The sequence below is a fragment of the Campylobacter lari genome, from assembly GCF_001017575.1.
GTDB lineage: Bacteria > Campylobacterota > Campylobacteria > Campylobacterales > Campylobacteraceae > Campylobacter_D > Campylobacter_D lari_C.
In genome coordinates this window covers 741,641-767,632 of the sequence record NZ_CP011372.1, presented here as the reverse complement: position 1 = coordinate 767,632, position 25,992 = coordinate 741,641, and the positions used below count along the sequence as shown (strand labels likewise).

Sequence of the window (25,992 nt, the reverse complement as noted above, 5' to 3'; positions counted from 1 at the left end):
GGTTTGACTAGTTTATTTACTTCTTTTTTGCTTTTTGTCCTACTACAAGGAAATATCCCAAAACATGATTTTTCTTTAAATTCCTTTTAGCTATGAGCGCGATTGTGTTTATAGATACAATAGGGGCTTTTAGCTAGCATGATAGCTTGTATAAAACCTGTGGCTGCTGCTTTTGTGAGTTTTTTATTTTTAGGGACTATTTATGGCATGATTGATCTTTTTGCTTTGGTTATTCTTAGTGTATTTTTAAACGCTAAAAAGCATTAAAATCATTGCATACTTTGCATAGCTTGATCTAGCATTTGCATTATCCTTGCATATATACTTTGCATTTGCGAATTTAAACTTTGAATTTGAGAATTGATCATTTGAGCTTTTTGTGGATCTTGGCTTGATTGTAATTTAGCATTTAATTCTGCTATTTTAGCTTGTATTTTAGAAAGTTCTTTATAAAGTTTACTTAACTCATCTTCTGATTTTTCTCCATTTTGACTTTCCTTAACGCTTTTTTCAAGCTCTTTTATACCTTGAGTAAATTTAAACTCTATAAAATTCTTATTTTCTTTGCTTTCTTTTTCTTCTTTTTGAGTATTTAAAATATAAGGATTAATTTTACTAATATAATCATTTATTTGCATGATATATCCTTTCTTTAAGGATATATCGGATTTTTTTATAAAAACTTAAGTTCTATCGTGAAGTTTTTTTGCTACTTCTGCGGCTAATTTTAGCTTTTCATTATCAAAATGTGTGTAAATTCTTGAAGTATTTAAACTTGCATGACCTAGTGCTTCTTGGACTAAAACTAAATCTTTTTGTTTTTTATAAAGTAGGGTAGCAAAAGTGTGTCTTAGCATATGAGCTCCGTTTTTTTGCTTGCGAATTCCTGCTTTAAATAAAATTTGTTCTACTATACGCGAAACATAAGCTTGGGTTAGGGCTTTACCATTGCGATTGACAAATAAAAGTCCATCACAAGAAAGATAATTTACTCTTACATCTTTTAAAAGATGTTCTATAAGCTCTTTTTTAATCATCACAACGCGATATTTATTGCCTTTAGCTCTAATGCGTATAATATAAAGATCATTTTCTTCGCTAATATCTTTTAATTTTATATTAATAGCCTCACTAACCCTAATTCCTGTAAAAATGATGATTTTAATAATCAAACGATTGCGTATGGTATTACTTTTAAAATCTGTATTATCAATAGCATCTAAAAATTTACTCACTTCATCTTCGCTCATATACTCAGGTAGTTTAACTCCTTTAGAGCCACTCACACCTGCCCAATTTTTAAGGTTGATATCAAAAATATGTGCTTTTTGATCTTCTTCGTTTTGTTTATCTAAAAATGCAAAAAAATTAATCACAGCTATACGATAATTTTTTTTACTCGCATCAGATAAAGAAGCGCTAATACTTGCTAAAATTTCCACTAAAAGCTCTTCATCAATTTGTTTTAGCGAATAAAGCTTGTAAAACAACAAATATTCATAAAGTTTTTTCAAAGGATTAAAATACGTATTTACACCGCTAAGTCCTGCATTTCTTGCTTTTTTTACATAAGCATCAAGCTCTTGTATATTTTTAACACCCTTACTTAGAGCTAAATTTACTACAGCCAAGGCTTGAGGGTCTTTTAATTCCTTATTTGATAAAGAATTAAGCTTAAATTTCACATACCTACAAAGCCAAAATAAAAATGACTTTTCAAAATTTTCTTCACAATCTAGAGGATATTTCATCACTCATTCTCCAAGGCTTTCAAAGTAGCCATTTTAGCATGGATATAAGCACTATCAAATAGTTTTTTAGAGCTTTCTTTTACAATCAATCCAAGTTCAGTGCAACCCAAAATAACTCCTTGAACTTGTGGAAATTGAGCAATCAAATTATCTAAATATTTTTTTGAGTCCTTATTTATAACACCTTTACAAAGCTCATTGAAAATAATATCATTAAGCTTTAAAATATCATTGCTTTTAAGGATAAAAACTTCAATCTTTGAGTTAATTAAAAGTTGTTTATAAAAATCTTCTTGCATAGTGTATTTTGTTCCTAGTAACAGCACTTTATCGATTTTTTGCTCTTGAAGCTCTAAAAGCATAGCTTTAGCTATATGTAAGATAGGAATTTGAATGTTTTTTTGTATGTTTTCATAACATTTATGCATAGTATTAGTACAAATTAATATAAAATCAACTCCGCATTTTTGCAAAAGTAGGGCATGTTGGGTTAAAATTTCACTTGCTTTTTGCCAATCATTCTTACGTTGACATTCTTCTATTTCTTCAAAATCAACGCTAGTTAAAACTATCTTAGCACTGTGTAATTTTCCTAATTTTTCATTTGTTAATTTATTGATTATTTCATAATAGCTAAGTGTGCTTTCATAACTCATTCCACCTATTAAACCTATGGTTTTCAAACTTTTTTCCTTTAAAATTAATATAAAAATTATAAAAAAATCTTACTTAAAAAATATCAAGCTATAATTATAAAAACAAAATAGGGTGATGACATGTTTTTTAAGAAAAAAACTACGCAAAGGCAAGTAAACCAAAACAATACCTCAAAACAAAACAATACTTCAAACAATGACTTTGCACAAGAAAAAAGACTTTATGAATTTAGAGAAAATATGAAAAAACTTAGCAAAGATGAAAATAGTGCCAAACTTTTAGCAAAACAACTTTCAAGATTAATCCTAAAATCCAAATAAAACCAAAAATTCCATACAAGCTAAACTTTTATATTTATTTTCCTTTTTACTCATCATTTTAGCTTTTTTAGTCTATAAAAATATTTTAAATTAAACTTAATATATATGTAAAATTATATGATAAATAGTAAAATCTTGAAATTATATATATTTTGTATTGAAAACTATAATTTTCAAACTTTTATATTTATCTACACTTTCATAAGTAAAATGTATTTTAAAATACCTATAATATAGTATTTTAAAGCATTTTAATTTTTGAGTGAAAATAACTTATCCATAAAAAAATAAGTATAATTTTTTGAAAAATATTATAAGTTATTTTATGTAACTATGAAAGACTAAAGATGTGTATTTTTTATTTCAACTAAATTTTAGTTTGTATTTTTGCTTAAATAAAATTGAAGTTTAAAAATGTAGATTAGTTATTTTCTTGACTTTTAGGATAATCAAAAAACACAACTTCCCCACTGTATTCTTTTATATCTTTAAATTCTTTTATATCAAATTGCATACATAAAATAGCAGAAGTTGGAAAGTTTTCTAAATCTATATGAGCTAAATATTCACAAAGTTCTTGCAATAAAGGATTATGCATAATTAGCACTACCCTACTCTCTTTTAATTCTTTTATAAATTTTAATACATCTTCTAAATTACCATCATAAAAGTTTTTTTCTATCTTAATATCTTTTTCTTTTAAAGAAAAGCTTTTGCAAAATTTTTGTGCTGTTTTTATACAACGCCTAGCAGGACTTGAAATAATGCTTTGAGCTTTAAATTCTAAATCTTTAATCCTATAAATCATAGTCCTTAGATCATCTTTTCCACTAGAACTAAGCTCTCGTTGTAAATCTTGTTCGCAGTTTTCTTTTTGAGCTTTAGCATGACGGATAAAATAGATATATTTCATCTTATAACCTTAAATTTACCCAAAACATATCCACATATAAAGCCGAAAATATGTGCATACCAAGCTATATTTACACCCATAAAAATAGGTATAAAACTCATTAGTAATATAGCTACGATAAGTCCTTTAGTGGCGGTTTTATCCAAATATGCATAATATCCCATTAAAACACATATAGCACCACTTGCACCCACTACATTTACAAAACTACCATCAAAGCTTAAATACACATAAAAAGCACTAAGTAAAGAGCAAAGAATTCCACCGATTAAATAAAGCAAAGCAAATTTGAAACTTTTTAAGTATTTTTCAAGCATAGAGCCAAATTGAAAAAGTACTATCATATTTAAAATCAAATGAGGCCAATTTCCATGCATAAACATTGAGCTTAGAATTTGCCAGTAAAATCCTTGAAAGAAAAATAAATTTAAACCCAAAATAACATCTAAATTTGAAGATCCAAAATAAAGATAATTAATAAAGACAAATATCACAGTATTTAAAGCGATTAAAAAAGAAGCTACCATTGCCCTACTTTGTATTTTTAATAATTATAACAAAAAGCTATTTAAATTCTAGCTTACACATAAAATTCACACTAATAAGGTACAATATCGTCAAAAAATAAAATAAGGTTAAAAATGAAAAAACTAGCTTTGGCTTTTTTTATCGCTCTAAATACTCTTAATGCAGGTATAGTCATAGCACCCGATTCTTTACCGGTAAACATCAAACAATTTATTAAAGATTATTTTAATGCAGAAATAGGTCTAGTAGAGCAAGATGGTTATTCCTATGAGATTTATTTAAGCGATGGAACCGAAATTGAGTTTTCACTTAATGGAGAATTTAAAGAGGCTGAAAATTTTAGATCGCTAAATTACGCAATTTTGCCTCTGGCAATACAAAATACCATTAAAAATACTTATCCCAATACAACGATTATAGAAATAGAAAGAAAAATTTCTTATTATAAAATAAAACTTAATAATCAAATGAAACTTTACATAGATAACAATGGAACGATTTTAAGACAAAAATTTGATGATTAAAGGCTTATTTGATTTTACTCAAATAAGCCAATTTTGAATTATTTTTCCAAAAAGGTTTTAGCTCATCATAACTTATAAAAATTTCAACTGCTCCTGTTGAATATGGAGCTATATCATAAGGCTCCCATATCAATACTAATCCGTTTTTTCTCACTTCGAAAATTTCACTTATTTTAAGCTCTTTAATATCAAATAATTCATTTTCATTATATAAACTTAAAATTTTTTGCTTAATCATATTCTGAAAATCTTCATTTTCTATTTTTAACTCATTTTTCAATCTAAGAAGTTTCATATCATCAATACTATAAGTTTTTCTTAAAAAATTAGTCATACCATGAGCACCACCTTTATACTCATAGATATTTTTTCCCAAAGAGATAATATGCTCATCTTGATAAAATATATAAGCTTGAGAAAAAAACTCATTATTAGAAATATCTTCTTTATTCCATTTATCAAAACTTTCTTTTGCTTTTTGTTTTAATGAATTTTTATCCAAATTCTCATTAAAATCATCAATAATTTTTTCTAAATTTTTATTTTGACTTGATAGTTTTAATACATCTTCACTAAAATCAAACTCAATACTCTTATTATCTTCTACTTGTTTTTGTTCTTTAAGTGATAATTGATAAATGCTTGCATTGGTTTTATTAGCTAAAAAGTTAAATTCTTTTTTTATACCATCTATTTTGCACAAGGCTTCAAATTTATTTTTATGTGTATCTTTTAAAACACAAGTTCCAAAATCTGTTATATCTATATAATACTCATCATTTTTAGCACTACCCCAAAAACTATATTGCTTTTGTTTTGTTTGGACAAATCCATAGCTAGTATTACTTTTGCTAGAGCTATACAGATGAATATCAAAATCCTTTCCTTTTAAAATATTTAGTGTAAATGTATTTTCATTATAAGCATACAAACTCGCATATAAACTTAAACTCAAAGCAATTTTTTTAAACATTTATTCTCCTTGCACTCTTACAATTAAACTTTTTGGCAATTTAAAATATTCAATCCATTCTTGTTCTTTTTGCCTCATTTGCCCTTGATCTATCTCATGATCATAACCTTGTAAATGAAGCATTGCATGAATAAAAAGTAATGCCATTTCTTCTTTTTCGCTATGTTTATATTCTGTAGCCTTTTTACTTACTTCATCTAAATTTATTACTATACTTCCAAGTAAATTTTCATAATTTTGCACTAAAGGAAAAGACAAAACATCTGTAGTTTTATCTACCCCTCTTTGATTAAGATTGATTTCATGCATGGTTTTTTCATCTACCAAAACAAGTTCTATATTTTGATCACTCATTTTTTGAGCAATATTTTCAAGAAAAGAAATATCCATTTCTTCTTCGCAAAAAATCATTATTATCCTTTTGATTTTATAATTTCAAATTATATCAAAATTAAGGAAAAGTATGAAAAAAGCTCTTTGTATTATAAGTGGCGGTATGGATAGTACTTTGTGTGCGTATTTAGCTAAAAAAGAAGGATATAAAATCATTGCTTTACATTTTGATTATAACCAACGCACCATGTTTAAAGAAAGAGAATGTTTTAATAAAATTTGTGAAAAACTTAATATAAAAACAAAATATATTTTAGATGTTTCATTTATAGCAAATATTGGTGGTAATTCTTTAACGGATTTAAATTTAGAAATTCCCAAAGAAAAACTACACGAAAAAGAAGTTCCAAATACTTATGTTCCTTTTAGAAATGGTATTTTTTTATCCATTGCAGGAGCCATAGCTGAAAAAGAAAAATGTGAAAGTATTTTCATAGGAGTAGTGCAAGAAGATAGCAGTGGTTATCCTGATTGCAGTGCAAATTTCATACAAAAAGCAAGTGAGTTTATCAATGAAGGAACTACAAAAACTTGTAATGTTACAATTAAAACCCCATTAGTTCATCTAAGTAAAAGACAAATAGTTGATTTAGCCTTGAAAGAAAAGGTAGCCTTAGAACATACTTGGTCTTGCTATGAAAGAGAAGATAAAGCTTGTGGCAAATGCGATAGTTGTTTATTAAGATTAAAAGGTTTTAAAGAAGCTAATGCAAAAGATTTTATAGAATATGTTTTATAAATTTACTTTCATTTTATTTTCATTTGTATAATAACTATTTTTAAATATTAAGGAGAAAACATGAAAAAATTACTACTTGGTTCTTTTTTAGCTGCTTCTATTTTAGCAGGCAATGCTTTAAGTAAAGAATTTAGCTTAGACAAATCACATACAAACGTAGGATTTAAAATCAAACATTTACAAATTAGTAATGTAAATGGAAATTTTAAAGATTACGATGCAGTAATTGATTTTGATAGTGCTAAATTTGAATTTAATAAACTTCAAGCAAATGTAAAAGTTGCTTCTATAAATACTGAAAATAAAGCAAGAGATGCTCACTTACAGCAAGATGATTTTTTTAAAGCAAAAACTCACCCAAATATCACTTTTACAATGAGTAAATATGAAAAAATTTCTAACGAAAAGGGTAAAATGTATGGTTCATTAAACATTGCTGGTGTAACTAAAGATATCGTTTTAGATACTGAAATTGGTGGGGTTATTAAAACAGATAGCGGTAAAGAAAAAGCGGGCTTTACTTTACAAGGACAAATCAAAAGAAGCGATTTTAAATTTGCTCCAGATACTTCTAGTTTAACACTTAGTGATGAAGTGCAAATCAACATCGAAGCAGAAATTAATGAAAAATAATTCAATAAAAGCATTTTACATTAAAGTAAAATGCTTTTAATTTATTTAGCTAACCAACCTTCTTTTTCCCATACTTTTTGCGCTTCTTTACTTTGTGTAAATTCTATAAATTCAGCTACTTTTGGATTTTTCAGACCTTTTTGTGTTGGTACTATTTCAGCGGCTCTATAAATAATTGAGTTTTTATCTGCTTTAATAAATTTATTTTCTTTCTCACCAACTGCTTTAATCCAATGTGTCCAAATAATTAAAGCGTCAATATTTGGATTATTTTTCCACTCATCAACTGCTGCTTTTGAATTTTTAGCATATACTTTGATGTTTTTTCTAAGTTTTTCTAGATTTTCAATTTTTCCTGTTTTTAAAGCCATATCTTCATACAAGCCAACCTGCCCTGCTCCATCAACAACCATAACATTAACACCATCTTTTAAAAGGTCTTCAAATTTTTTAATTTTTTTAGGGTTATTAGCTCTTACAATCATACCCGAACCCCTAGCATTTAAAACCTGAACATCTTGTATTTTAATTTGTTTTGGCATTGCTTTAATAAATCCATCCATCATAGATGTATTACCAGAATAAATAATATCAGCATCCATTTTGGCTTGTTTGATCCATTTAGGTGTTGGCCCTGCATTAACGATAACTTTTTCTCCATGTTTTTCTTCAAATTGTTTAGCAAGTTCTTTTAAAACAGGAGCTGGACCACCTGGACCATAAACTAAAATTTCAGCATTTAATGCAGCTGCAGCAAATAAACTTAAAAATAAAAATTTTTTCATATTTTTCCTTTAAATTAATAAAATAAAATTATAAATATAGCTTTTTAAAGTTGATATTTTTTTAATCAAATAAACTAATGTTTTTTTCTTGAGCAAGAAAGTATTCTAAAAAATCTTCTTTGTTTTCTTTGATCAGACAATATTTAAAATCAAAAAATTTCTTTAATTCATTTAAATTTGCATAAGAAAAATCACAAAATAGTGAATTTTTTAATGCTATTTTAAAATCTTTAACGCCTTGAAAATTTTGTGCTATAAAATCAAAATCTTTTTCATTTTCTACAAGTAAAATTACTCTAGAACTACCCCCAAAAGCACAAATTTCATTTTTTGAGTTCAAAAAATAGGCTTTAAAAAGTTCTAATTTTTTATCATTAAAACAAAAAGATAATTTTTGACTTTCTATAAATTCAATAAAACTAGCAAAAACATCTGCATAAAAAAATGCAAACTTTAAATCTTTAAAATACAAATTTTTACAAAGCAAACTCGTTTGAAATAAAGACTTAGAACCTAAAATTTCATATTTACAAGCTTTTAAGGTATGAAAATTTGATTTTAATTTTAAAATAAATTTTTCATCATCAGAACAAAAGAAAGTTTTTTCTTTTGAATTTTTTAAAAGATCAAAATCTAGTAAAATATTTGAGTGTAAGACTTTAAAATTAAATGCCTTTGCAAATTTTAATTCTATATGGTTACAGTATAGAAATTCATAAGATTTTTCTTCACATAAAAATCTAAAAAGTCTAAAAATAGCTTTTTCAAGATCATCAACTTGAAGATAAAATACATCTTTATCTTCAAGACTTAATTTCTCCTCGCTTACTATAACATAGGCACCAAGTTTTATAGCAAAACTTGCTTGTTCATTATTTTTAGCAAAAAAAACACTTGCTTGTTTGACTTTGTTTAAATCTATACTAAAATCATAAACACTAGAAGTTGCTCCATGATTTAAAACTTGGGCATTAATAAGCTCAATAAAATTAGAAATATTCATCTAGCCTATTAAAGCTCCATTTTCAATAAAGCTTTGTGGGCTAATTAAAACTAATTTTTCACCTTTTTGGGCACTTAAAATCATACCTTGACTTTCATGGCCAAAAATTTTAGCTTTTTTTAGATTGGTAATGACACAAACTTGCTTGCCTATTAATTCACTAGCTTTATAAAATTTAGCAATACCAGAAAGTACTTGTCTTAACTCGCCATTTTCAAGCTCAAGTTGAAATTTTAAAAGCTTTTCACTGCCTTCTATATTCTGACAATCTTTTACTAATGCTACTTTAATTTCGATTTTTTTAAAATCATCGATTTTAATTTGAGGCAGACTTGGCTTTTCTTCTACTTTTTCTTCTTTTTTGCATTCTTGGGTTAATTCAACTTTTGGAAATAAAGCTTCACATGTACTTGATTTTAAATCGCACAATTGATTATTTAAAATTAATTTTTGGTAATTTTCATTTGAAATTTCAAAATTTAAAGCTTTGGCAATTTTTAAAGCTGTTTTTGGCATAGCAGCTGAAAGTAAAATAGTAACTTTTGTTAAAATATTAGCACACAAAGCCACTAAGGCATTAGCTTTTTGCATTTGATCATTTTTAATTAAATTCCAAGGCTCATATTTGCTAATACTTAAATTTGCTAAAGATAAAGCCTTGAAAAGCTCTTCTAAATAACGATTTGGCTGGATATTTTCTAAAGCATTGATTGCATTGTCTAAATACTCTTTGCATTCATTTAATTCTTGATTAAAATGCAAATTCACATCTTTGCATTCAATAATATTTTGAGAATACTTAGCACTCATACCAATAATTCTATTTAATAAATTTCCAAGCTCATTGCTTAATTCTGCATTGATTCTAGTGACTAATGCTTTTTGTGAAAAATCCCCATCATTACCAAAAGGAACTTCTCTGAGCAAAAAATACCTAAAAGCTTCTAAACCAAAAGTATCTGCTACTTCTTTAGGTGCTACTACATTGCCTTTAGATTTGCTCATTTTTTCACCATCTTTAGTCCACCAACCATGTGCTGCTACAAATTTAGGTAAAGGAAGTTCTAAACTCATCAAAAACGCAGGCCAATACACTGCATGAAAACGCAAGATATCTTTACCTACAAAATGAATATGAGCAGGCCATAGATCCATATTTTTATCATCAAGTCCATAACCCAAAGCACTCACATAATTCATCAAAGCATCAAGCCAAACATACACCACATGTTTTTCATCATTTAGTTCTTTTGGAAGCTTTATACCCCATTCAAAACTTGTTCTTGTAATAGAAAGATCTTTTAAACCACTTTCTACAAAGTGGATCAATTCATTAGCCTTATTTTTAGGTAAAATCGGCTCTTTTTCTTTATACCATTTAAGAATTTGATTTTGATATTTAGAAAGCTTGAAAAAATAACTTTCTTCTTTTAAAAGCTGTGTTTTTTTACCACAATCTGGACAATGACACTCATTTACAAGCTGAGTTTGAGTAAAATAACTCTCACAAGAAACACAATAAAAGCCTTCATAAGTTCCTTTATAAATATCACCTTTATCAAACATTTTTTTAAATGCTTTTTGTACACTTAATTTGTGATTTTCATCTGTAGTTCTAATGAAATAATCATAAGAAATTTCAAACTCATCCCAAAGTTTTTTAAACTTAGAACTAATTTCATCTGCATATTCTTTAGGGGTAAAATTTCTAGCACTAGCAGCTTGCTCTATCTTTTGGCCATGTTCATCTGTACCTGTTAAAAAGAATGTTTTTTCTCCTTGCAAGCGATAAAATCTAGCCAAAGTATCTGCTATAATCGTAGTGTAAGCATGACCTATGTGTGCCACATCATTTACATAATATATCGGAGTAGTAATATAACGCATTTTAAACCTTTAATTAAAAATCAAATCCACCTTCTTTACCTTTAGACATACTCTTATAAACTGCATCAATATACTCTTTTCTTAAAGAGCATTCAAAAATCATAGAGCAAGGTAAACAAGATTTTAAGTTTTTATCGTTTTGACAAGTTTGAAGTTCATTTTTTTTAACTTCCAAAGCTAGTTCAAATTCATCTTTAACTTCAGTCATTAAAGCCCTTTATAAGCTTGTTTTAATTTTTCAATTTCATATTTTGAACCCAAAAAGCATGGCGTACTTGCATGGATTTTTTCAAATTCTAAATCAAGTAAAGAATCATTTTCTCCATTAGTAGAAAGCCCTCCTGCTTTTTCAAAAATAAAAGCAAAAGGAAATACCTCAAAATATGCTCTTAATTTTCCATTTGGCGCATCACTTGTTGCAGGATATGAAAATAATCCTCCACCTTTGAGTAAAATTTGGTGCAAATCACTCACCATAGCACCTGAATATCTTAAACGATATCCTTCATCAAATAAAGCTTTTATAAAAGTTCTATGAGTATTTGACCAATTTTTTTGTGTCCCACCGCTTGCATTTAATTTGCCTTTTTCGTTTAATTTTAAATCCTTGACAAAAATAAATTCATCATTTTCATTTAACCTATAAAGCTTAGGAGTATCTATGCACACTATAAGCTCTAAGCGCACACCATAAATAGCATAAACTGCTGCTTTTAGGTTTTTTGCACTAGCCTCTTGCTCATAAATAGCAAAAATAGAACCTATAGCAAAATTCACATCTACCAAAGATGAACCATCTAAAGGATCATAAGCAACAATATATTTTTCATTTTCATTGATTAATAATTGCTCTTGCTTTTCCTCGCTAATTAAGCTTTTTATACCTTTGCTTTGCTTTAAAATTCTAGTGATAATCTCATCGCTTTTTACATCAAGTTTTAATTGATTATCTCCGGTTGCATTTTGAGAAGTAGTATAATCAAAATCTTTTAAATATCTAAGTTCTTTTGAAATTTCAATCACTGCTTTTTGTATATCGTTAATTAATTCTTGCATATTTTACCCCTATACTTTGTTTGAATTTTTTAATATAAAATCACAAATACTTTCCAAATCATCCAAATAGAGCCAAGTTAAATTTTTATTTTCGATTTTCTCATAGCTTGCAATAGCCTTAGAATAAGCAAAATAGCTCTCATCTACTTCTTTGCAAAAAACACTAATTCTTGGCATATCTAAGGTTTTTAAGCCCTCTATAAATAAAAAATCAAAATCCCCTAGCTTAGAAATAGCTTCATCTAAAGTGCTTGGAGAATGTGTAAATAAAGTTGTCCTTGTAGGACTTAAAACCATTACATCAGCACCGCTTTGAAAAAATTTAAAACTATCTTTTTTTGCTATATCAAAACTTGCTTTATCTTTTGGATCATGTTTTATAATACATACTTTATAATTTTGCTCCATAAAATACTTAGCAACTTGAGTTATTAAAGTTGTTTTACCTGAATTGGAAGGCCCGCTAAAAGCCATTGCTAATCTTTTCATAACTTCCTTAAATCAAAGAAAATAAACAAAATTATATCTTTTTAAAAGTTAAAAGCTTATAATTATAAAAAAATTAGGAATAAAATATGAAAAAAATTTATATGATTATTTTTTTAACACTTATTTTTACTGCATGTTCAAATAAAACCCAAAAACAAAGTGAAATCGATTTAAAAAGCCAAACTCTTATGTATGCACAAAAAATCAATTTTAATTATAAAGATAATCGAGTAGTAGCTTTGTTAAGTTATCTAAATCCTGTATTAGATGAAAAAAGTCAACAAGAAGTTTTTGTGCTTAGTTTTTTACCAAATATCAATATCAAACAAGAACAAATTTCAATACTCATAGATGGAGAAAAAACTAACTTAAAAACCTTAGATCAAAATGATGAGTTATTTAAATACATCATCAAAAGTGATTATGCAAGTTATTACAAAATCACCCTTGATGAGTTAATACAAAAACCTATTTTGAAACTTGATTTGTGTTTTGAGAATCAGTGTTTTGAGTTAAAGTTTCAAAAAATTTCGAAATCGGTGTATTATCGTTCAGAAGATGCAAATACACAATATAATTAGCTAAAACCTTTTTAGCATACACCCTACTTTCTGCATAAGGAACAAGCTCCATAGATAAAAATGGTTCGTACTTTCCAGCTCTAAACATATCTTCTCTTTTGAGCATTCTAGTGGTAAATCCTATACCTCCATTATAAGCATAAGCCACAAATACTGGAGAATTAAGTTTAGATTCTAAATAATCTAAATGATGATTTGCAAAAGTATAAGCTGTTTTTGGATCAAAAAGCATATCTTGATCAAAATTTGGAATTTGTAACTCTTTATTGCCTATATGATTAGCCAAAAATGGAATAAATTGCATAATACCCAAAGCATAAGAAGTTGAAATTGCTGTTGGTATAAAACGACTTTCTTGTCTAGCTAAAGCTAAAATCATAGCCTTTCTTTGTGTAGAATAATCTTTTAAATACTCAAAATAAGGCATAATAAAATAATGTTTTTTAAAACCCTCAGCTCTTTCTTTAATATAAGCATAAATAGCAATATTTTCTTTAGTATAAAAATCTTTTGCAAGCTTTTTTAGCTCATTAGGAGTACCTTTTGCAATTTCTTTTGCAAGTTTTTGCCAAGCAAAAGGATCTTTCATATCAAAATCATTTTTTTGTTTTTTTGGCTTTAATTCTTCTATTTTAGGCAAAGGTAGACCCTTTAACTCCCTTGCATAAAGACTATAAATATTTAAAGAATCACTTTGAGCAAGCTCATCAAGATACTTTTTATCTTGAGTGATTAAATAAATCCAAAAATTTGCATTATCTGCTAAAGGCTTACTTTTAAAAGTATCTTTTGCTACTTGAAAAAACTCTAGTGCTTTTTTATCGTCATTTTCTAAAATAGCATTCACACCCAGATAAAAAGCATTATCTTGAAAAGTTAAATTTGCATCCACATTGACCAAAGATTTTCTTATCAATGGACTTTTTTTCTTAATGATAATTTCTTTTACAAAATTTGTAAATTCTTTTTCTTTTGCTAATTCATCAACAAAATCTTTTTCTAAAAAAAAATCCTTTTTATCTTTTAAAAAACCATAAATTTTATAAAAATTTACACTATCATAATTTAAAACCGCATAACTTAAAGGATCTTTAGCATCAAAAGCTTCTAAGAGTTTTACTAAATTTGGATTATCTTGTGGGATAATTTTTTTCATTTCATTACGCGTTGTAGTATTAAGATCTTGTATAAAAGTTAAACTATTTAATCTTATAAGCTGACAAGTAGCATTAGCATCTAAGATATTTTGTGTGTTAAATTTATAACAAGCTTCATATTCTTTATTATACCCCAAAGGTGGAATGATCGCTTCAATAGCATTTTTAATACGCCCTGCATAACGATAAATATGTTCTTTTAAACCTTCAACTTCTTCTTTTTTAAATTCATTTTTTTCCAATAAACGATATAAATAATAATCCTTAGCTAAAGAATTTGGTTTTTGCTCTAATTCTTTATAAGAATACATAGCACTATTTGCAAAAACTACTCCAGCTAAAAGCAATACTACACTTTTTTTCAACACTTATAAACTTCCTAAAATTAAATTTGATAAAAATATTTGAATAAATTTTAACCCTAAAATAATAATCAAAGGTGCTAAATCAATGCTTCCTATAGTAGTAGGAATAAATCTTCTTACAAAAGCATAAGCAGGATTAGTTAAACGATATAAAATTTGCACTATAGGATTATAAGGATCAGGTCTTACCCAAGAAATCAATGCAGCAATAATTATAATCCACACATAAATTTCAATCACTAAAGAAAAAATTTGTACCAAAGACACAATCAAACTTGTTCCAACTCCCATTTTACTCCTTTATAATTTCTTTAACAAAAGGTTTAATTAAAGTATAAATTTCACTCATTTCAGGTCCGTGAGTAACCCCTGTTAATACTAAACGTAAAGGCATAAAGAAATTTTTACCTTTTAAATTTGTTTTTTCCATCAAAATCTTTTTAAACTCATCGTATTCTTGAGGCAAATCTAAATCTTTTAAAACCTCTTTAATCAACTTACATTCATTTTCAAATTCATTATAATTTTTAACTGCAAAAATAGCTTGTATTTTTTCTTTGATTTCATTTAGAGTGCTAGCTTCTTGAGTGTAAAATTTTGCAAGCTCTGCTACATCTTTACCTAAATTTAACAAAGAATTTAATTTATCATTATCAAGCATTTTTATATGCTCACGGTTAATTTGCATTAAGCGCTTAGTATCAAATCTTGCTGGAGATTTTGAAACTTTTTTCAAATCAAACCATTCTATAGCTTCTTCTAAAGTAAAAATCTCTTTTGGGGTTTTATTACCTAAAAGGATTAAATAATTTGCAATAGCACTTGCTAAATATCCATTATCAAGCATCCATTTCACACTAGAATGAGCCTCTCTTTTGCTCATTTTAACACCCTCTTCATTTAAAATGATAGGTAAATGTGCATAAGTCATACTTTTATCATAACCCAAACTAGTTCTAATATGTTCTTGTTTAGGAGTATTTGAGACATGATCTTCTCCCCTTATAATACAAGTAACACCTTCTAACATATCATCAACCGCACAAGCAAAATTATAAGTTGGGGTTTTATCCGCTCTCATAATCACAAAACTATCAATATCATCAGGATTAAAACTAATCTCGCCTTTAATATAATCAGTAAATTGCATTTGAGATTGAGGTTTTTTAAGACGGATTACAAAAGGTTTTTCACAATTTAACACATCAATATCTGCTAATTTTTCACAAGTGCCATCGTATCTATATGCTTGATTTTTACTTTTAGCTAATTCTTTTTTATGAGCTAATTCATCCTCAGTGCAAAAACAAGCAAAAGCTTTTTTTTCACTTACTAACTTTAAAGCCATTTGACGATGAAATTTCAAATTTTCACTTTGTATATAATAATGCTGCCAAGTTATACCAAATTCTTTCAAAATAGTTTTTATTTCTTCTTCTTTTCCAGCAATATTTCTAGCATTATCCGTATCTTCAATACGCAAAATAAAATCAGAATTTTCTTGTCTTGCTTTAATATAATTAAACAAAGCTGCTCTTAAATTTCCAATATGTATATCTCCAGTAGGCGATGGTGCAAACCTATACATTATTTATCCTTTTAAAACTTTTTTATCATTATACAATTAAATACTTGCTATTTATTTTAAAAAAACAAAGTTCACACAAAATTCACTTAATATTTATATGATTTCACAAATAATTCAATTTAAAGGATAAAAAATGAAATTAAAAATAGCTTTAATGGCATTAGCTCTAGCAAGTTGTGTTTTTGCTAAAGATATGGTTGTAGGTGTAAATGCTTTACCGACAAATTCTAAAAATTTTATACAAAAACACTTTATAGGCTCAAACATAGCTTTAGTTAAACAAGATATTGATAGCTTTGATGTTTATTTAGACAATGGAACTGAACTTGAGTTTTTCATCAATGGAGATTGGAAAGAAATTGATGCAAAATACAGACCGATTGATACTTCTTTTTTAAATCCAAATGTTTTAGCAACGATTAAGAAAATGCACCCAAATGCAAGTATAATTAAAGTTGAAAAAGAAATTCAAGGCTATAAATTTAAACTAAATAATATGATGGAAATTTATACTGATGCAAATGGAAATTTCTTAGGACAAAAATTTGATGATTAAAAATTAAGCTAAGCTTTTTGCTTAGCTTTTATAAGAATTTAGAGCAAGCTCTTGTATATTATAATTAGCAACTCTCTCATAAGTAAAGCCTTTCTTCTCTAAAAAATCAAGTAAAATTTTCTCCATTTTTTCTAAAGCATTTAAGACTTCTTTTGAAAGTTCAAAACTCAATGGTTCTATGCGTTTTGGCACACAGGCTAAAATTTGAGTTTTAGGCAAATCTCCCATAAGCTCCATATATTGTAAAGTTTGAAGCATTTCAACCTCATGTGCACTACCACTCCAATTAACTTTTTTTGGCATTGCATCATAAGGAAAGAAAAAAATATCTCCGATCTTAGCATCATCTGCTGCAATACAATCAATCACAACCATTTCATCATAATCAGCGATGATATAACTAAGTTGTAAAGCCAAAGTTCCACCATCTACAAAGCTCACTGAGTCTTTTTCGTGATAAAACTTATAATTTTTTTCTAGAAGTTTGCAAAGATGAACGCCTAAGCCCTCATCTGCAAACATAATATTACCAATGCCTAAAATTAGAAGTTTCAATGATTTTCTCTTACAAATTTATAACCACTAAAGATAGCATCTAAAGCACCATCTTTGCCTTTAACCGAGTTAAACACAGCCATATAAATATGCACTGGAACAAAAATCAACACAACCCACATTAAAATTCTATGGTAGGTTCTAACATCAGCTAATCCACCTAGCATTACCTCAATAGGTCTTAAGATATTGTATAAAAATCCACCCAAGCCTTCATGATATACATGCATATAAAGGATTAGACCTGTTAAAATAAGCCCAAACATAACAAGATAAAAGAAAAAATAAGTTGCAAATTGCAAAGGATTATATACGCCTTGTAAATGCGGGTGCTTTCCTAAGAAAATGTAAAATTTAATCTGCTCTATCCATAATTTTACATTAAAAATATCTTTGATACTTCTTCTTTCATTTGCACTTTTTGAATCAAAAAAGAACAAATATGTTTTAAAAAGCACACAAGCTATCATAATAAAACCAAAAATTTGGTGCACCATGCGGTATTTTGCCTGCATGAATAAAGTTGGCTCAGATGAAATAGAAGGAGATTGAAATACATAAGAAATATAATATCCAGTTCCCACCAAAATCACAATTGCAACCGCTCTTAACCAATGTGTGAAACGAAGGCCGATACTAAATTCATACTCGGCCTTTCTGTTTGATTTTAAGGAATGTTTAGAATCCATACTAAAGTCCTTTCCTTATAAATTTACATTTACTTTATACTCGCTAAGATTATTACCTTTAGTATCCATTACATGTACAGCACATGCTATACAAGGATCATAAGAGTGAATAGCTCTTATTACCTCTAAAGGTTGTTTAACATCAGCTAGTTTCATACCGATAAGACATTGCTCATAGCTACCGCCTACTCCATTTGCATCTTTTGGACTTGCATTCCAAGTAGAAGGTACTACTGCTTGCCAATTTTCAATTACACCATTTTTAATTCTACACCAATGACTCAACGCACCACGAGGCGCACTTCCCATAAATCTACCTTTGTATTCTTTATTTTTATCGATTACATAAGTAGCACAAGTACTTTCATCTGTTTTTAAATTTTCAACCAAAGAATTAAATGCTTTTAAACCATGATCAGCAATGATTTTAGCTTCAATCGCTCTAGCACCCGTTCTTCCTAAAGTACTCATAAGTGCTTTAACTGGTAAATTCGTAGCTTTTAAGAATGAATCAACCGCTTCTACTACGATTTTATTACCCTTAGCATAATTAACTAAAATATTTGCTAATGGTCCAACTTGCATAGGTAAATTTTCATATCTTGGAGCTTTAATCCAACTGTATTTGCCTTTGGTATCAAATACCTTACTATGAACCATATTGCCTTTATCATCAATACTTTCACCATCAATTAAGCCTGTATAGTTTGGATTAGTTTTACCATCATAAGGATGTAAAGCTTCATTGTCTGCATACCAAGCTCTTGTAGCTTCCTCGGTGATTTTAGCTTCATCTACTTCTTCAACTTTACTCAAATCACCATTTCTAATAATACCACCTTCAAACAACCACTCATCACTTGAAACCTGGAATTCTCTTTCAGTATAGAAGTTATTTACCCCTACATCATTTAGCACACTTGCTTCTTTAGAATAAGCTTTTGCTGCCATGATTAAATCCGGATAATAAGCACGATTAATAAAATCAGCTACTTCTTGGAATTTAGTCATATATTCAGCCATTCTTGATGGATTTAAAAGATCCATAACACAAGTTACACCACCTACTGTTAAGCTTTGTGGATGAGGATTTTTAGCACCAAAAATCGCCATAGCTTGAGCTATTGTTCTTTGAATTCTTAAACATTCCAAATAATGCGAAAGTGCAATAAGGTTTTGCTCAGGAGTAAAGCGATAAGTTGCGTGTCCATAATAAGCATTTGCAAATGGTCCAAGATTTCCTTTATCTACAAAGGTTTTTAGTCTTTGTTGTACTTCTAAAAGTTTATCTGCACCTGTTGCATAAGGCATGTCAGTGTATTTAAACGCTTCATCGCTTGCTTTTTTCACATCAGCACTTAAAGCACTTACAACATCAACAAAATCAAGCCCATGAAGTTGATAAAAATGCACAGGATGATCATGCATATATAAAGCTGCATTCATTAAAGTTCTAGTTAAAACAGCATTTAATGGTGGAGTAATACCTAAAGCATTTTCCACTGCAATAATCCCTGCTCTATAATGTGAAAAAGTACAAACACCACAAATTCTTTGAGTTAAAAAGCCTGCATCTCTTGGATCACGACCTTTTACAATAGTTTCTAAACCTCTCCATAGAGTTGATCCTGAATATGCTTCTTTAATGACATTATTTTCATCAACTACCACTTCAACTCTTAAGTGTCCTTCTATTCTAGTAAGTGGATCTATAATAATTCTTTTTGACATTCTTAATCCTTATTCTTTTCTAATGAAGCAATCACAGCATGCGCAGCAACAGCAACACCTGTTACACAAAGCACACCTATACCAATTTTATCTGAAATACTATCCGCACCCAAACCATAAACAGTATCAAATAATCTTCCTGCCATCACTTCTTCAAAAGGTCCCATAGTATCCCAAAAATCCGGTTCAGAACAACCTATACAACCATGTCCAGCTTGTACCGGCCATGAAGTATGTTGATTAAATCTTTCTTTTGAGCAGTTATTAAAAGTATAAGGTCCTTTACAACCTACCTTATAAAGACAATATCCTTTTTTTGCCCCCTCATCACCAAATTGTTGCACAAACTCACCCGCATCAAAGCGTCCTCTTCTTTCGCAAAGATCATGAATTCTTAAAGCATAAGCCCATTTTGGCCTATTGTAAGCATCAAGCGCTGGTAATGTTTGATACAATATATAATGAATCACATTACCTATAATGTTTTTCTCGCTTGGAGGACAACCTGGAACATTAATAACTGTTTTATTTGTAACTTTACTTAAACTCACAGCATTACTTGGATTAGGTCTAGCAGCTTGAATACCACCAAAAGCTGAACAGGTACCTATAGCAAAAATGGCCAAAGCATTATCACAAGCTTGTTGTGCTATTTGTTTTCCTGTTTTACCGTGTGGTCCTATGGTTAAAAAGTTTTCTGTAGCACCTGTTGGTATACCACCTTCTACCATTAAAATATATCTGCCTTTATATTTTTCCATAGCAGCTTCAAGATTATGCTCAGCTTGCCAACCTGCTGCACCCATTATAGTTTCATGATATTCTAAAGAAATATGATCAAAAATCAAACTATCTATAGTAGGAGCATCACTTCTTAATAAACTCTCAGAACATCCTGTACATTCAGCCATATGAAGCCAAATCACTGGAAGTCTATCACTAAGCTCAGCAGCTCTTGCAACTACTGGAGTAAAGCTAGCAGGTAGTGCTAAAAATGCAGTCATTGCACTAGCCCATTTCATAAAATCTCTTCTTGAAAAACCTGATTGCTCTAAAGCTTTAGAGATAGAAATCTCATTTTTCAAAAGAGGAAGTTTTTCTAATGCGTCTAAACGGCGATTAAAAATATCTAAATCACTCATTTGTTGTTCCTTAAATATAGAAATATCATTAAAGATTTTAAAATATTTATTGTTAAGAATAGATAAAAAATAATAATTTTTTAAACAAATATACGAAGTATTTACAATTTAATGTTAATAGGAGATTTTTACTCTAAAATAAGCAAGTATTGCACTTGCTTATTGTTTAATAATGACAATCTCATCGTTTTTAGAATCTATAATAATCTCATCATTTTCATTTAATTCATCCGATAATATCATATCACTTAATTTATCTTCTACCATATCATATAAAGCTCTTTTTAATGGTCTTGCGCCAAAATCTACATCAAAACCAACCTTTGCTATCAACCTAGCAGCATTATCGCTCAAACTTGCTTTAATACCTTTATTTTCAAGACTTTTTTGTAAGGTATTAAAAAGCAATTTAACTATTTTTTCAGCTTCAATTTCCCCTAAAGGATTAAAAGTAATAATATCATCTAAACGATTTAAAAACTCAGGTCTAAAAAAGCTTCTAAGGGCTTCTTTAATAGCCTTTTCTCTTTCTTCGCCCTTTAACTCCATAATAAAATTTGCACCTATATTAGAAGTTAAGATAATGATAGCATTAGTAAAATCAACCGTTACACCTTTACTATCTGTAGCCCTACCATCATCTAAAATTCCCAAAAGTATATTAAATACATCTTTATGAGCTTTTTCTACTTCATCAAATAAAATCACACTATAAGGCTTTCTTCTAACAGCTTCAGTTAGCTCCCCGCCTTCTTCATGCCCTATATACCCTGGAGGTGCACCTAAAAGTCTTGATACGCTATGTTTTTCCATAAATTCACTCATATCAAAACGCACCATAGCTTTTTCATCATCAAATAAAAATTTAGCCAAAGCTTTTGCACTTTCTGTTTTACCTACTCCAGTTGGCCCTAAAAACAAAAAACTTCCTATAGGCTTAGTTGCTTGATTTAGCCCTGCTTTATTACGCTTAATAGCTTTAGCCAAGGCACTTAAAGCCTCATCTTGCCCTATGACACTTTCTTGCAAATACTCTTGAATGTGTAAATATTTTTGCTTTTCAGATGTAAGCATTTTTTGCACGCTAATACCCGTCCATTTACTTAAAATGTCAGCTACTAAATCCTCATCTACTTGATTTTTAAGCAAAACTCCTTCTTGGGTCATTTGTTTCCATTTTTCTTCTAAATTTAATACCTCTTTTTCACACTCTAAAATTTTGCCATATTCTATTTCAGCAGCTTTTTGGAAATCTCCTTTGTTTTTAGCTAAAATAGCTTCATTTTTTAAAGTATCGATTTCTTTTTTCTTTGCACTTATGCCATTAAATACTGCTTTTTCATTTTCAAATTTAGCATTAAGTTTAATTTGCTCTTCTTTTAAATTTGCTAATTCTTTTTTGATCTCTTCTAATCTTTTTTCGTTAGCTTCGTTTTCTTCCATTTTTAAAGCTTCGTTTTCTACTTCTAAGCTTTCAATTTGTTTTCTAACCTTTCTTAATGAATTTGGCTCACTTTCTATTTGCATTTTTAATTCTGCTGCGGCCTCATCAATTAAATCAATCGCCTTATCAGGTAAAAATCTATTAGCTATATAACGCTTAGATAGTTTTGCAGCTGCTACTAAGGCACTATCATTAATAGTTACATTATGATGAATTTCTAATTTTTCTTTTATACCTCTTAACATTGCTAAAGCTTCATTCACGCTAGGTTCAGCTACATTTACAGGTTGAAATCTTCTTTGCAAAGCCGCATCTTTTTCAAAATATTTTCTATATTCTTTTAAGGTTGTAGCGCCTATAGTATGAAGCTCACCTCTTGCTAAAGCAGGTTTTAAAATATTTGCTGCATCCATACTTCCTTCATTTGCACCCGCACCTACAATGGTGTGAATTTCATCTATAAATAAAATAATATTTTTATGTTTTATTACTTCATTTACAACAGCTTTTAATCTATCTTCAAATTCACCTCTGTATTTTGCTCCTGCTATTAAAGCACTCATATCCAAAGCTATGACTTTTTTATTTTGCAATGAAGTAGGAACATCTTTTTTTACTATCCTTTGTGCTAAAGCTTCTACTACAGCAGTTTTTCCTACCCCTGGCTCACCTAATAAAATAGGATTATTTTTAGTTTTTCTGATTAAAATTTGCATTAATCTTTGAATTTCTTCTTCTCTGCCTATAACAGGATCAAGCTCATTGTTTTTAGCTTTCATAGTCAAATCAATACCAAATTTAGACAAAGAATCAAGCGTTTCATCGCTTGTTTTAGTTTCTATTTTAGCTCCAGCTCTAATGAATTCTAATTCTTTTTTAAACTCATTTAAATCTACAAATTGAGATAAAAGTTCTTTAACAACCCCATTTGTACTTTCTGAGACAAGCCACATATCCACAGCTAAATAACTGTCTTTGTTTTCTAAAGCCAAGCCTTTTGCTTTTTCTAAAGAATTAATAAATTCATTTGAAAATTTAATATTATCTTTATTTACATTTGAGCTAGTAGGAAAAAATGAAATTTTACTTTTTACTTCTAACTCAAATGCCTCTTTAGAAACATTTAATTTATTAAAAACTTGATTTAGTAAACTTGAACTATCAACACTTAAAGCCCATAATAAATGCAAAGGTTTTATTTCACTATTCTTAGAATGAATGGCTAAAGAAATCGCACTTTCTATATTTGAAAGCATAGAATCTGTTAAAAAATCTTGTATATTTGCCATTTTTACTCCTTTTTACTTTTATATGAAGTGTATTATATAACTTTAGTCTATTATTGTCAAGTTTATTTAGTTATATTTATAAATAATTTTTTATATATACACACTAATATCATAAAAATATTTACTTTATTTACGATTTTTTAAGCAAAAATAACTAAAATTAGACAATTATTTTATGAATTCATATTTATTTTGGAGTTTTTCCTTTGAAGACAAAAAGAAATCTTATTATCGCAGCTAGCATTTGTAGTTTAGTAACTGCTTCTTTTATTTTTACGAATTTACAAGCTAAAAACCCCGCTCCTAGTGAAGCAGAAAAGAAAATAGAAGCTTTATCTAAACTCACAAGAACCATGTCTATCATAGAACAATACTATGTTGATGATGTTAATTATACAGATTTGGTTGATAAATCCATAGCAGGTTTGCTAACAAATTTAGATGCTCATTCTTCTTTCTTAGATGAAAAAGGCTATAAAGAACTTAAAGAACAAACTAATGGAGAATTTGGAGGACTTGGCTTTACTATTACGCAAAAAGATGGAGCAATTAGCGTTGTAGCTCCTATAGAAGGAAGCCCAGCAGATAAAGCAGGCATTAAAACTGATGATATTATTTTAAGAATTAATAACGAATCAACCTTAGGTATGACTTTAAATGAAGCTGTTTCTAAAATGCGTGGAGAACCTAAGACAAAGGTTACTCTAACTATCTATAGAAAAGGCGATGCAAAACCATTTGATGTTAATTTAAAAAGAGATATTATAAAAGTAGATAGTGTTTATACAAAACTAATTGAAAATGAAAACTTGCTTTATTTAAGAGTGACTAATTTTGATAAAAATGTCGTAGATGAAGCTAGTAAAGCAATCAAAAAACATTCTAATGTAAAAGGAATTATACTAGATCTTAGAACTAACCCAGGTGGTATTTTAAATCAAGCTGTAGGTTTGGTAAATCTTTTCGTAGATAAAGGAGTCATTGTCTCACAAAAAGGAAAAATAGAAAGTGAGAATGTAGAATTTAAAGCAAATCCTAGTAAAAAAATCACCAACGCACCTTTAGTAGTGCTTGTAAATGGTGGTAGCGCTAGTGCAAGTGAGATTGTAAGTGGGGCTTTACAAGATTTTAAACGTGCTATTATAGTGGGTGAAAAAACCTTTGGAAAAGGTAGTGTGCAACTTATATTACCTATGGATGAAAAAGGTAAAGAAGGCTTAAGACTTACTATAGCAAAATATTATTTACCAAGTGGTAGAACCATACAAGCTGTCGGGGTTAGTCCTGATATAGAAGTATTCCCAGGAAAAGTAAGTAAAGAAGAAAATCATGGCTTTGAAATCAAAGAAAGCGATCTAAAAAAACACCTACAAGCTGAACTTGATAAAATCGGACATCAAGAAAAGAAAAAAGATAACAAAGAAGATAAAAATATCATCACCAAAGAACAAATTGATAATGATATACAGCTAAAAACAGCAATTGACGCAATCAAAATTTTAAACATCACAAAAGGAGAGTAAAATGGCAACAAAACTAGATCTTTTATACGAGGGAAAAGGTAAAAAAATGTTTAAGACTGATGATGAGAATGTACTCATCACAGAATTTAAAGATGATTTAACTGCTTTTAATGCAGAAAAAAAAGGTAATGAAGCAGGAAAAGGTGCATTAAATTGTAAAATTAGCACTGAAATTTTTCATCTTTTAGAAAAAGAAGGTATTAAAACACATCTAGTAGAAACTATCAGCGATAAAGAACAAATTGTTAAAAAATGCAATATTATACCTATTGAAGTTATTACTAGAAATGTAGCTACAGGATCTTTGACAAAAAGATTAGGTATTAAAGAAGGCACAATTTTACCTTTTGCTGTAGTTGAGTTTTGTTATAAAAATGATGATTTGGGCGATCCTATCATCAATGACGAGCATTGTTTGATTTTAAATTTAGTAAAAAGTGAAAAAGATTTAGAATTAATCAAAAATACCGCAAGACATATTAATTCTATCTTAGTTAAATTCTTTGAGTCCAAAGGATTAAGATTGATTGATTTTAAATTAGAATTTGGTATTGATAGCGAAGGAAATATGATACTAGCTGATGAAATTAGTCCTGATAGTTGTAGATTTTGGGATAGTAAAACTAATGAAAAATTAGACAAAGATCGCTTTAGACAAGACTTAGGCAATGTAAAAATGGCCTATGAAGAAGTATTAAAAAGAATTTTAAGTTAGGAAAAA

Annotated in this window: 30 protein-coding genes; 9 read left to right on the top strand and 21 right to left on the bottom strand. The window is 28.7% G+C overall.

The features are described 5' to 3' along the window. The first annotated feature begins 138 nt into the window (after window positions 1–138). A complete protein-coding gene (locus tag CD56_RS08450) occupies window positions 139–267 on the top strand; it encodes a hypothetical protein (RefSeq protein WP_265183176.1) in 129 nt (42 codons plus the stop codon). Window positions 268–269: 2 nt separating this feature from the next. On the opposite strand, the gene CD56_RS04045 is transcribed toward CD56_RS08450, so the two are convergent. Genes CD56_RS04045 through CD56_RS04035 form a run of 3 tightly spaced genes read right to left on the bottom strand, consistent with a single transcriptional unit; the run spans window position 270 to window position 2,434 of the window. Further along, window positions 270–638: a hypothetical protein gene (locus CD56_RS04045; RefSeq protein ID WP_039628305.1), complete on the bottom strand. Its 369-nt coding sequence runs from the start codon at window positions 636–638 to the stop codon at window positions 270–272. A 45-nt stretch (window positions 639–683) separates the two neighbouring features. Continuing rightward, entirely contained in the window at window positions 684–1,751 is a 1,068-nt protein-coding gene (locus tag CD56_RS04040) for an integrase/recombinase (RefSeq protein WP_039628304.1), read from the bottom strand. Further along, a complete protein-coding gene (locus CD56_RS04035; protein WP_047208266.1) occupies window positions 1,751–2,434 on the bottom strand; it encodes an aspartate/glutamate racemase family protein in 684 nt (227 codons plus the stop codon). The genes CD56_RS04040 and CD56_RS04035 overlap by 1 nt, the downstream gene beginning before the upstream one ends. 93 nt (window positions 2,435–2,527) lie before the next feature. On the opposite strand from CD56_RS04035, the gene CD56_RS04030 reads away from it, so the two are divergent. Continuing rightward, a complete protein-coding gene (locus tag CD56_RS04030) occupies window positions 2,528–2,728 on the top strand; it encodes a hypothetical protein (RefSeq protein WP_047208265.1) in 201 nt (66 codons plus the stop codon). 421 nt (window positions 2,729–3,149) lie between these two features. Here the strand turns inward: CD56_RS04030 and CD56_RS04025 are convergent, their stop codons facing one another. Both CD56_RS04025 and CD56_RS04020 read right to left on the bottom strand, forming a co-directional pair. Beyond that, window positions 3,150–3,641, bottom strand: coding sequence for a SixA phosphatase family protein (locus tag CD56_RS04025; protein ID WP_047208264.1), 492 nt, complete (start codon window positions 3,639–3,641; stop codon window positions 3,150–3,152). After that, on the bottom strand, window positions 3,638–4,168 hold the full coding sequence (locus tag CD56_RS04020; protein WP_047208263.1) for a rhomboid family intramembrane serine protease: 531 nt from the start codon (window positions 4,166–4,168) through the stop codon (window positions 3,638–3,640). Before CD56_RS04020 ends, CD56_RS04025 begins: the two co-directional genes overlap by 4 nt. 114 nt (window positions 4,169–4,282) lie before the next feature. On the opposite strand from CD56_RS04020, the gene CD56_RS04015 reads away from it, so the two are divergent. Then, window positions 4,283–4,693 carry a PepSY-like domain-containing protein gene (locus CD56_RS04015; RefSeq protein WP_039618237.1) on the top strand — a complete coding sequence of 137 codons (411 nt, stop codon included), beginning with the start codon at window positions 4,283–4,285 and terminating at the stop codon, window positions 4,691–4,693. 4 nt (window positions 4,694–4,697) lie between these two features. Here the strand turns inward: CD56_RS04015 and CD56_RS04010 are convergent, their stop codons facing one another. Beyond that, entirely contained in the window at window positions 4,698–5,666 is a 969-nt protein-coding gene (locus tag CD56_RS04010; RefSeq protein WP_047208262.1) for a DUF3298 and DUF4163 domain-containing protein, read from the bottom strand. Then, entirely contained in the window at window positions 5,667–6,077 is a 411-nt protein-coding gene (gene ybeY, locus CD56_RS04005; RefSeq protein ID WP_047208261.1) for an rRNA maturation RNase YbeY, read from the bottom strand. A 52-nt stretch (window positions 6,078–6,129) separates the two neighbouring features. On the opposite strand from ybeY, the gene queC reads away from it, so the two are divergent. Together queC and CD56_RS03995 are read left to right on the top strand one after the other, a co-directional pair. After that, window positions 6,130–6,798 (top strand): 7-cyano-7-deazaguanine synthase QueC, encoded by a 669-nt coding sequence (queC, locus tag CD56_RS04000; protein ID WP_047208260.1) that lies wholly within the window; start codon window positions 6,130–6,132, stop codon window positions 6,796–6,798. A gap of 60 nt (window positions 6,799–6,858) precedes the next feature. Beyond that, window positions 6,859–7,431 (top strand): YceI family protein, encoded by a 573-nt coding sequence (locus tag CD56_RS03995; RefSeq protein ID WP_039618228.1) that lies wholly within the window; start codon window positions 6,859–6,861, stop codon window positions 7,429–7,431. Window positions 7,432–7,472: 41 nt separating this feature from the next. Here the strand turns inward: CD56_RS03995 and CD56_RS03990 are convergent, their stop codons facing one another. The 6 genes from CD56_RS03990 to mobB form a co-directional block, all read right to left on the bottom strand. Further along, window positions 7,473–8,216 (bottom strand): substrate-binding domain-containing protein, encoded by a 744-nt coding sequence (locus CD56_RS03990; RefSeq protein ID WP_047208259.1) that lies wholly within the window; start codon window positions 8,214–8,216, stop codon window positions 7,473–7,475. Window positions 8,217–8,277: 61 nt separating this feature from the next. After that, window positions 8,278–9,219, bottom strand: coding sequence for a hypothetical protein (locus CD56_RS03985; protein WP_047208258.1), 942 nt, complete (start codon window positions 9,217–9,219; stop codon window positions 8,278–8,280). After that, entirely contained in the window at window positions 9,220–11,106 is a 1,887-nt protein-coding gene (gene metG, locus CD56_RS03980) for a methionine--tRNA ligase (protein ID WP_047208257.1), read from the bottom strand. Window positions 11,107–11,119: 13 nt separating this feature from the next. Further along, window positions 11,120–11,314: a hypothetical protein gene (locus CD56_RS03975; RefSeq protein ID WP_047208256.1), complete on the bottom strand. Its 195-nt coding sequence runs from the start codon at window positions 11,312–11,314 to the stop codon at window positions 11,120–11,122. Next, window positions 11,314–12,162: a class 1 fructose-bisphosphatase gene (locus tag CD56_RS03970; RefSeq protein WP_039628293.1), complete on the bottom strand. Its 849-nt coding sequence runs from the start codon at window positions 12,160–12,162 to the stop codon at window positions 11,314–11,316. The genes CD56_RS03975 and CD56_RS03970 overlap by 1 nt, the downstream gene beginning before the upstream one ends. A gap of 9 nt (window positions 12,163–12,171) precedes the next feature. Beyond that, window positions 12,172–12,651, bottom strand: coding sequence for a molybdopterin-guanine dinucleotide biosynthesis protein B (gene mobB, locus CD56_RS03965; RefSeq protein WP_047208255.1), 480 nt, complete (start codon window positions 12,649–12,651; stop codon window positions 12,172–12,174). Between the two features lie 86 nt (window positions 12,652–12,737). Here mobB and CD56_RS08270 point away from each other — a divergent pair, with 86 nt between their 5' ends. Further along, window positions 12,738–13,232 (top strand): hypothetical protein, encoded by a 495-nt coding sequence (locus tag CD56_RS08270; RefSeq protein ID WP_143297039.1) that lies wholly within the window; start codon window positions 12,738–12,740, stop codon window positions 13,230–13,232. On the opposite strand, the gene CD56_RS03960 is transcribed toward CD56_RS08270, so the two are convergent. Genes CD56_RS03960 through gltX form a run of 3 tightly spaced genes read right to left on the bottom strand, consistent with a single transcriptional unit; the run spans window position 13,120 to window position 16,342 of the window. After that, the gene (locus CD56_RS03960) at window positions 13,120–14,757 is read right to left on the bottom strand and encodes a lytic transglycosylase domain-containing protein (RefSeq protein WP_080956333.1); all 1,638 of its coding nucleotides are present in this window, start codon (window positions 14,755–14,757) and stop codon (window positions 13,120–13,122) included. The two genes, CD56_RS08270 and CD56_RS03960, sit on opposite strands and share 113 nt — an antisense overlap. After that, window positions 14,758–15,045, bottom strand: a complete 288-nt coding sequence (locus CD56_RS03955) for a YggT family protein (protein WP_012661430.1) — start codon at window positions 15,043–15,045, stop codon at window positions 14,758–14,760. A 1-nt stretch (window position 15,046) separates the two neighbouring features. Further along, complete coding sequence (gltX, locus tag CD56_RS03950; RefSeq protein WP_047208254.1) at window positions 15,047–16,342, bottom strand: glutamate--tRNA ligase; 1,296 nt, start codon at window positions 16,340–16,342, stop codon at window positions 15,047–15,049. 133 nt (window positions 16,343–16,475) lie between these two features. Between gltX and CD56_RS03945 the strand changes: the two genes are divergently transcribed. Continuing rightward, complete coding sequence (locus CD56_RS03945) at window positions 16,476–16,898, top strand: PepSY-like domain-containing protein (protein WP_047208253.1); 423 nt, start codon at window positions 16,476–16,478, stop codon at window positions 16,896–16,898. Between the two features lie 21 nt (window positions 16,899–16,919). Here the strand turns inward: CD56_RS03945 and CD56_RS03940 are convergent, their stop codons facing one another. From CD56_RS03940 to CD56_RS03920, 5 genes are all read right to left on the bottom strand, one after another. After that, on the bottom strand, window positions 16,920–17,453 hold the full coding sequence (locus tag CD56_RS03940) for a HyaD/HybD family hydrogenase maturation endopeptidase (RefSeq protein WP_047208252.1): 534 nt from the start codon (window positions 17,451–17,453) through the stop codon (window positions 16,920–16,922). Continuing rightward, window positions 17,450–18,142, bottom strand: a complete 693-nt coding sequence (cybH, locus tag CD56_RS03935) for a Ni/Fe-hydrogenase, b-type cytochrome subunit (RefSeq protein WP_047208251.1) — start codon at window positions 18,140–18,142, stop codon at window positions 17,450–17,452. The genes CD56_RS03940 and cybH overlap by 4 nt, the downstream gene beginning before the upstream one ends. A gap of 15 nt (window positions 18,143–18,157) precedes the next feature. After that, window positions 18,158–19,873, bottom strand: a complete 1,716-nt coding sequence (locus CD56_RS03930) for a nickel-dependent hydrogenase large subunit (protein WP_039618199.1) — start codon at window positions 19,871–19,873, stop codon at window positions 18,158–18,160. Window positions 19,874–19,875: 2 nt separating this feature from the next. Further along, window positions 19,876–21,015, bottom strand: a complete 1,140-nt coding sequence (locus CD56_RS03925) for a [NiFe] hydrogenase, small subunit (protein WP_039628286.1) — start codon at window positions 21,013–21,015, stop codon at window positions 19,876–19,878. A gap of 159 nt (window positions 21,016–21,174) precedes the next feature. Next, window positions 21,175–23,748: an ATP-dependent Clp protease ATP-binding subunit gene (locus CD56_RS03920; protein WP_047208250.1), complete on the bottom strand. Its 2,574-nt coding sequence runs from the start codon at window positions 23,746–23,748 to the stop codon at window positions 21,175–21,177. A gap of 206 nt (window positions 23,749–23,954) precedes the next feature. On the opposite strand from CD56_RS03920, the gene CD56_RS03915 reads away from it, so the two are divergent. Both CD56_RS03915 and purC read left to right on the top strand, forming a co-directional pair. Further along, window positions 23,955–25,271, top strand: a complete 1,317-nt coding sequence (locus tag CD56_RS03915; protein WP_047208249.1) for a S41 family peptidase — start codon at window positions 23,955–23,957, stop codon at window positions 25,269–25,271. 1 nt (window position 25,272) lies between these two features. Then, window positions 25,273–25,986, top strand: a complete 714-nt coding sequence (purC, locus tag CD56_RS03910; RefSeq protein ID WP_047208248.1) for a phosphoribosylaminoimidazolesuccinocarboxamide synthase — start codon at window positions 25,273–25,275, stop codon at window positions 25,984–25,986. Window positions 25,987–25,992 lie beyond the last annotated feature (6 nt).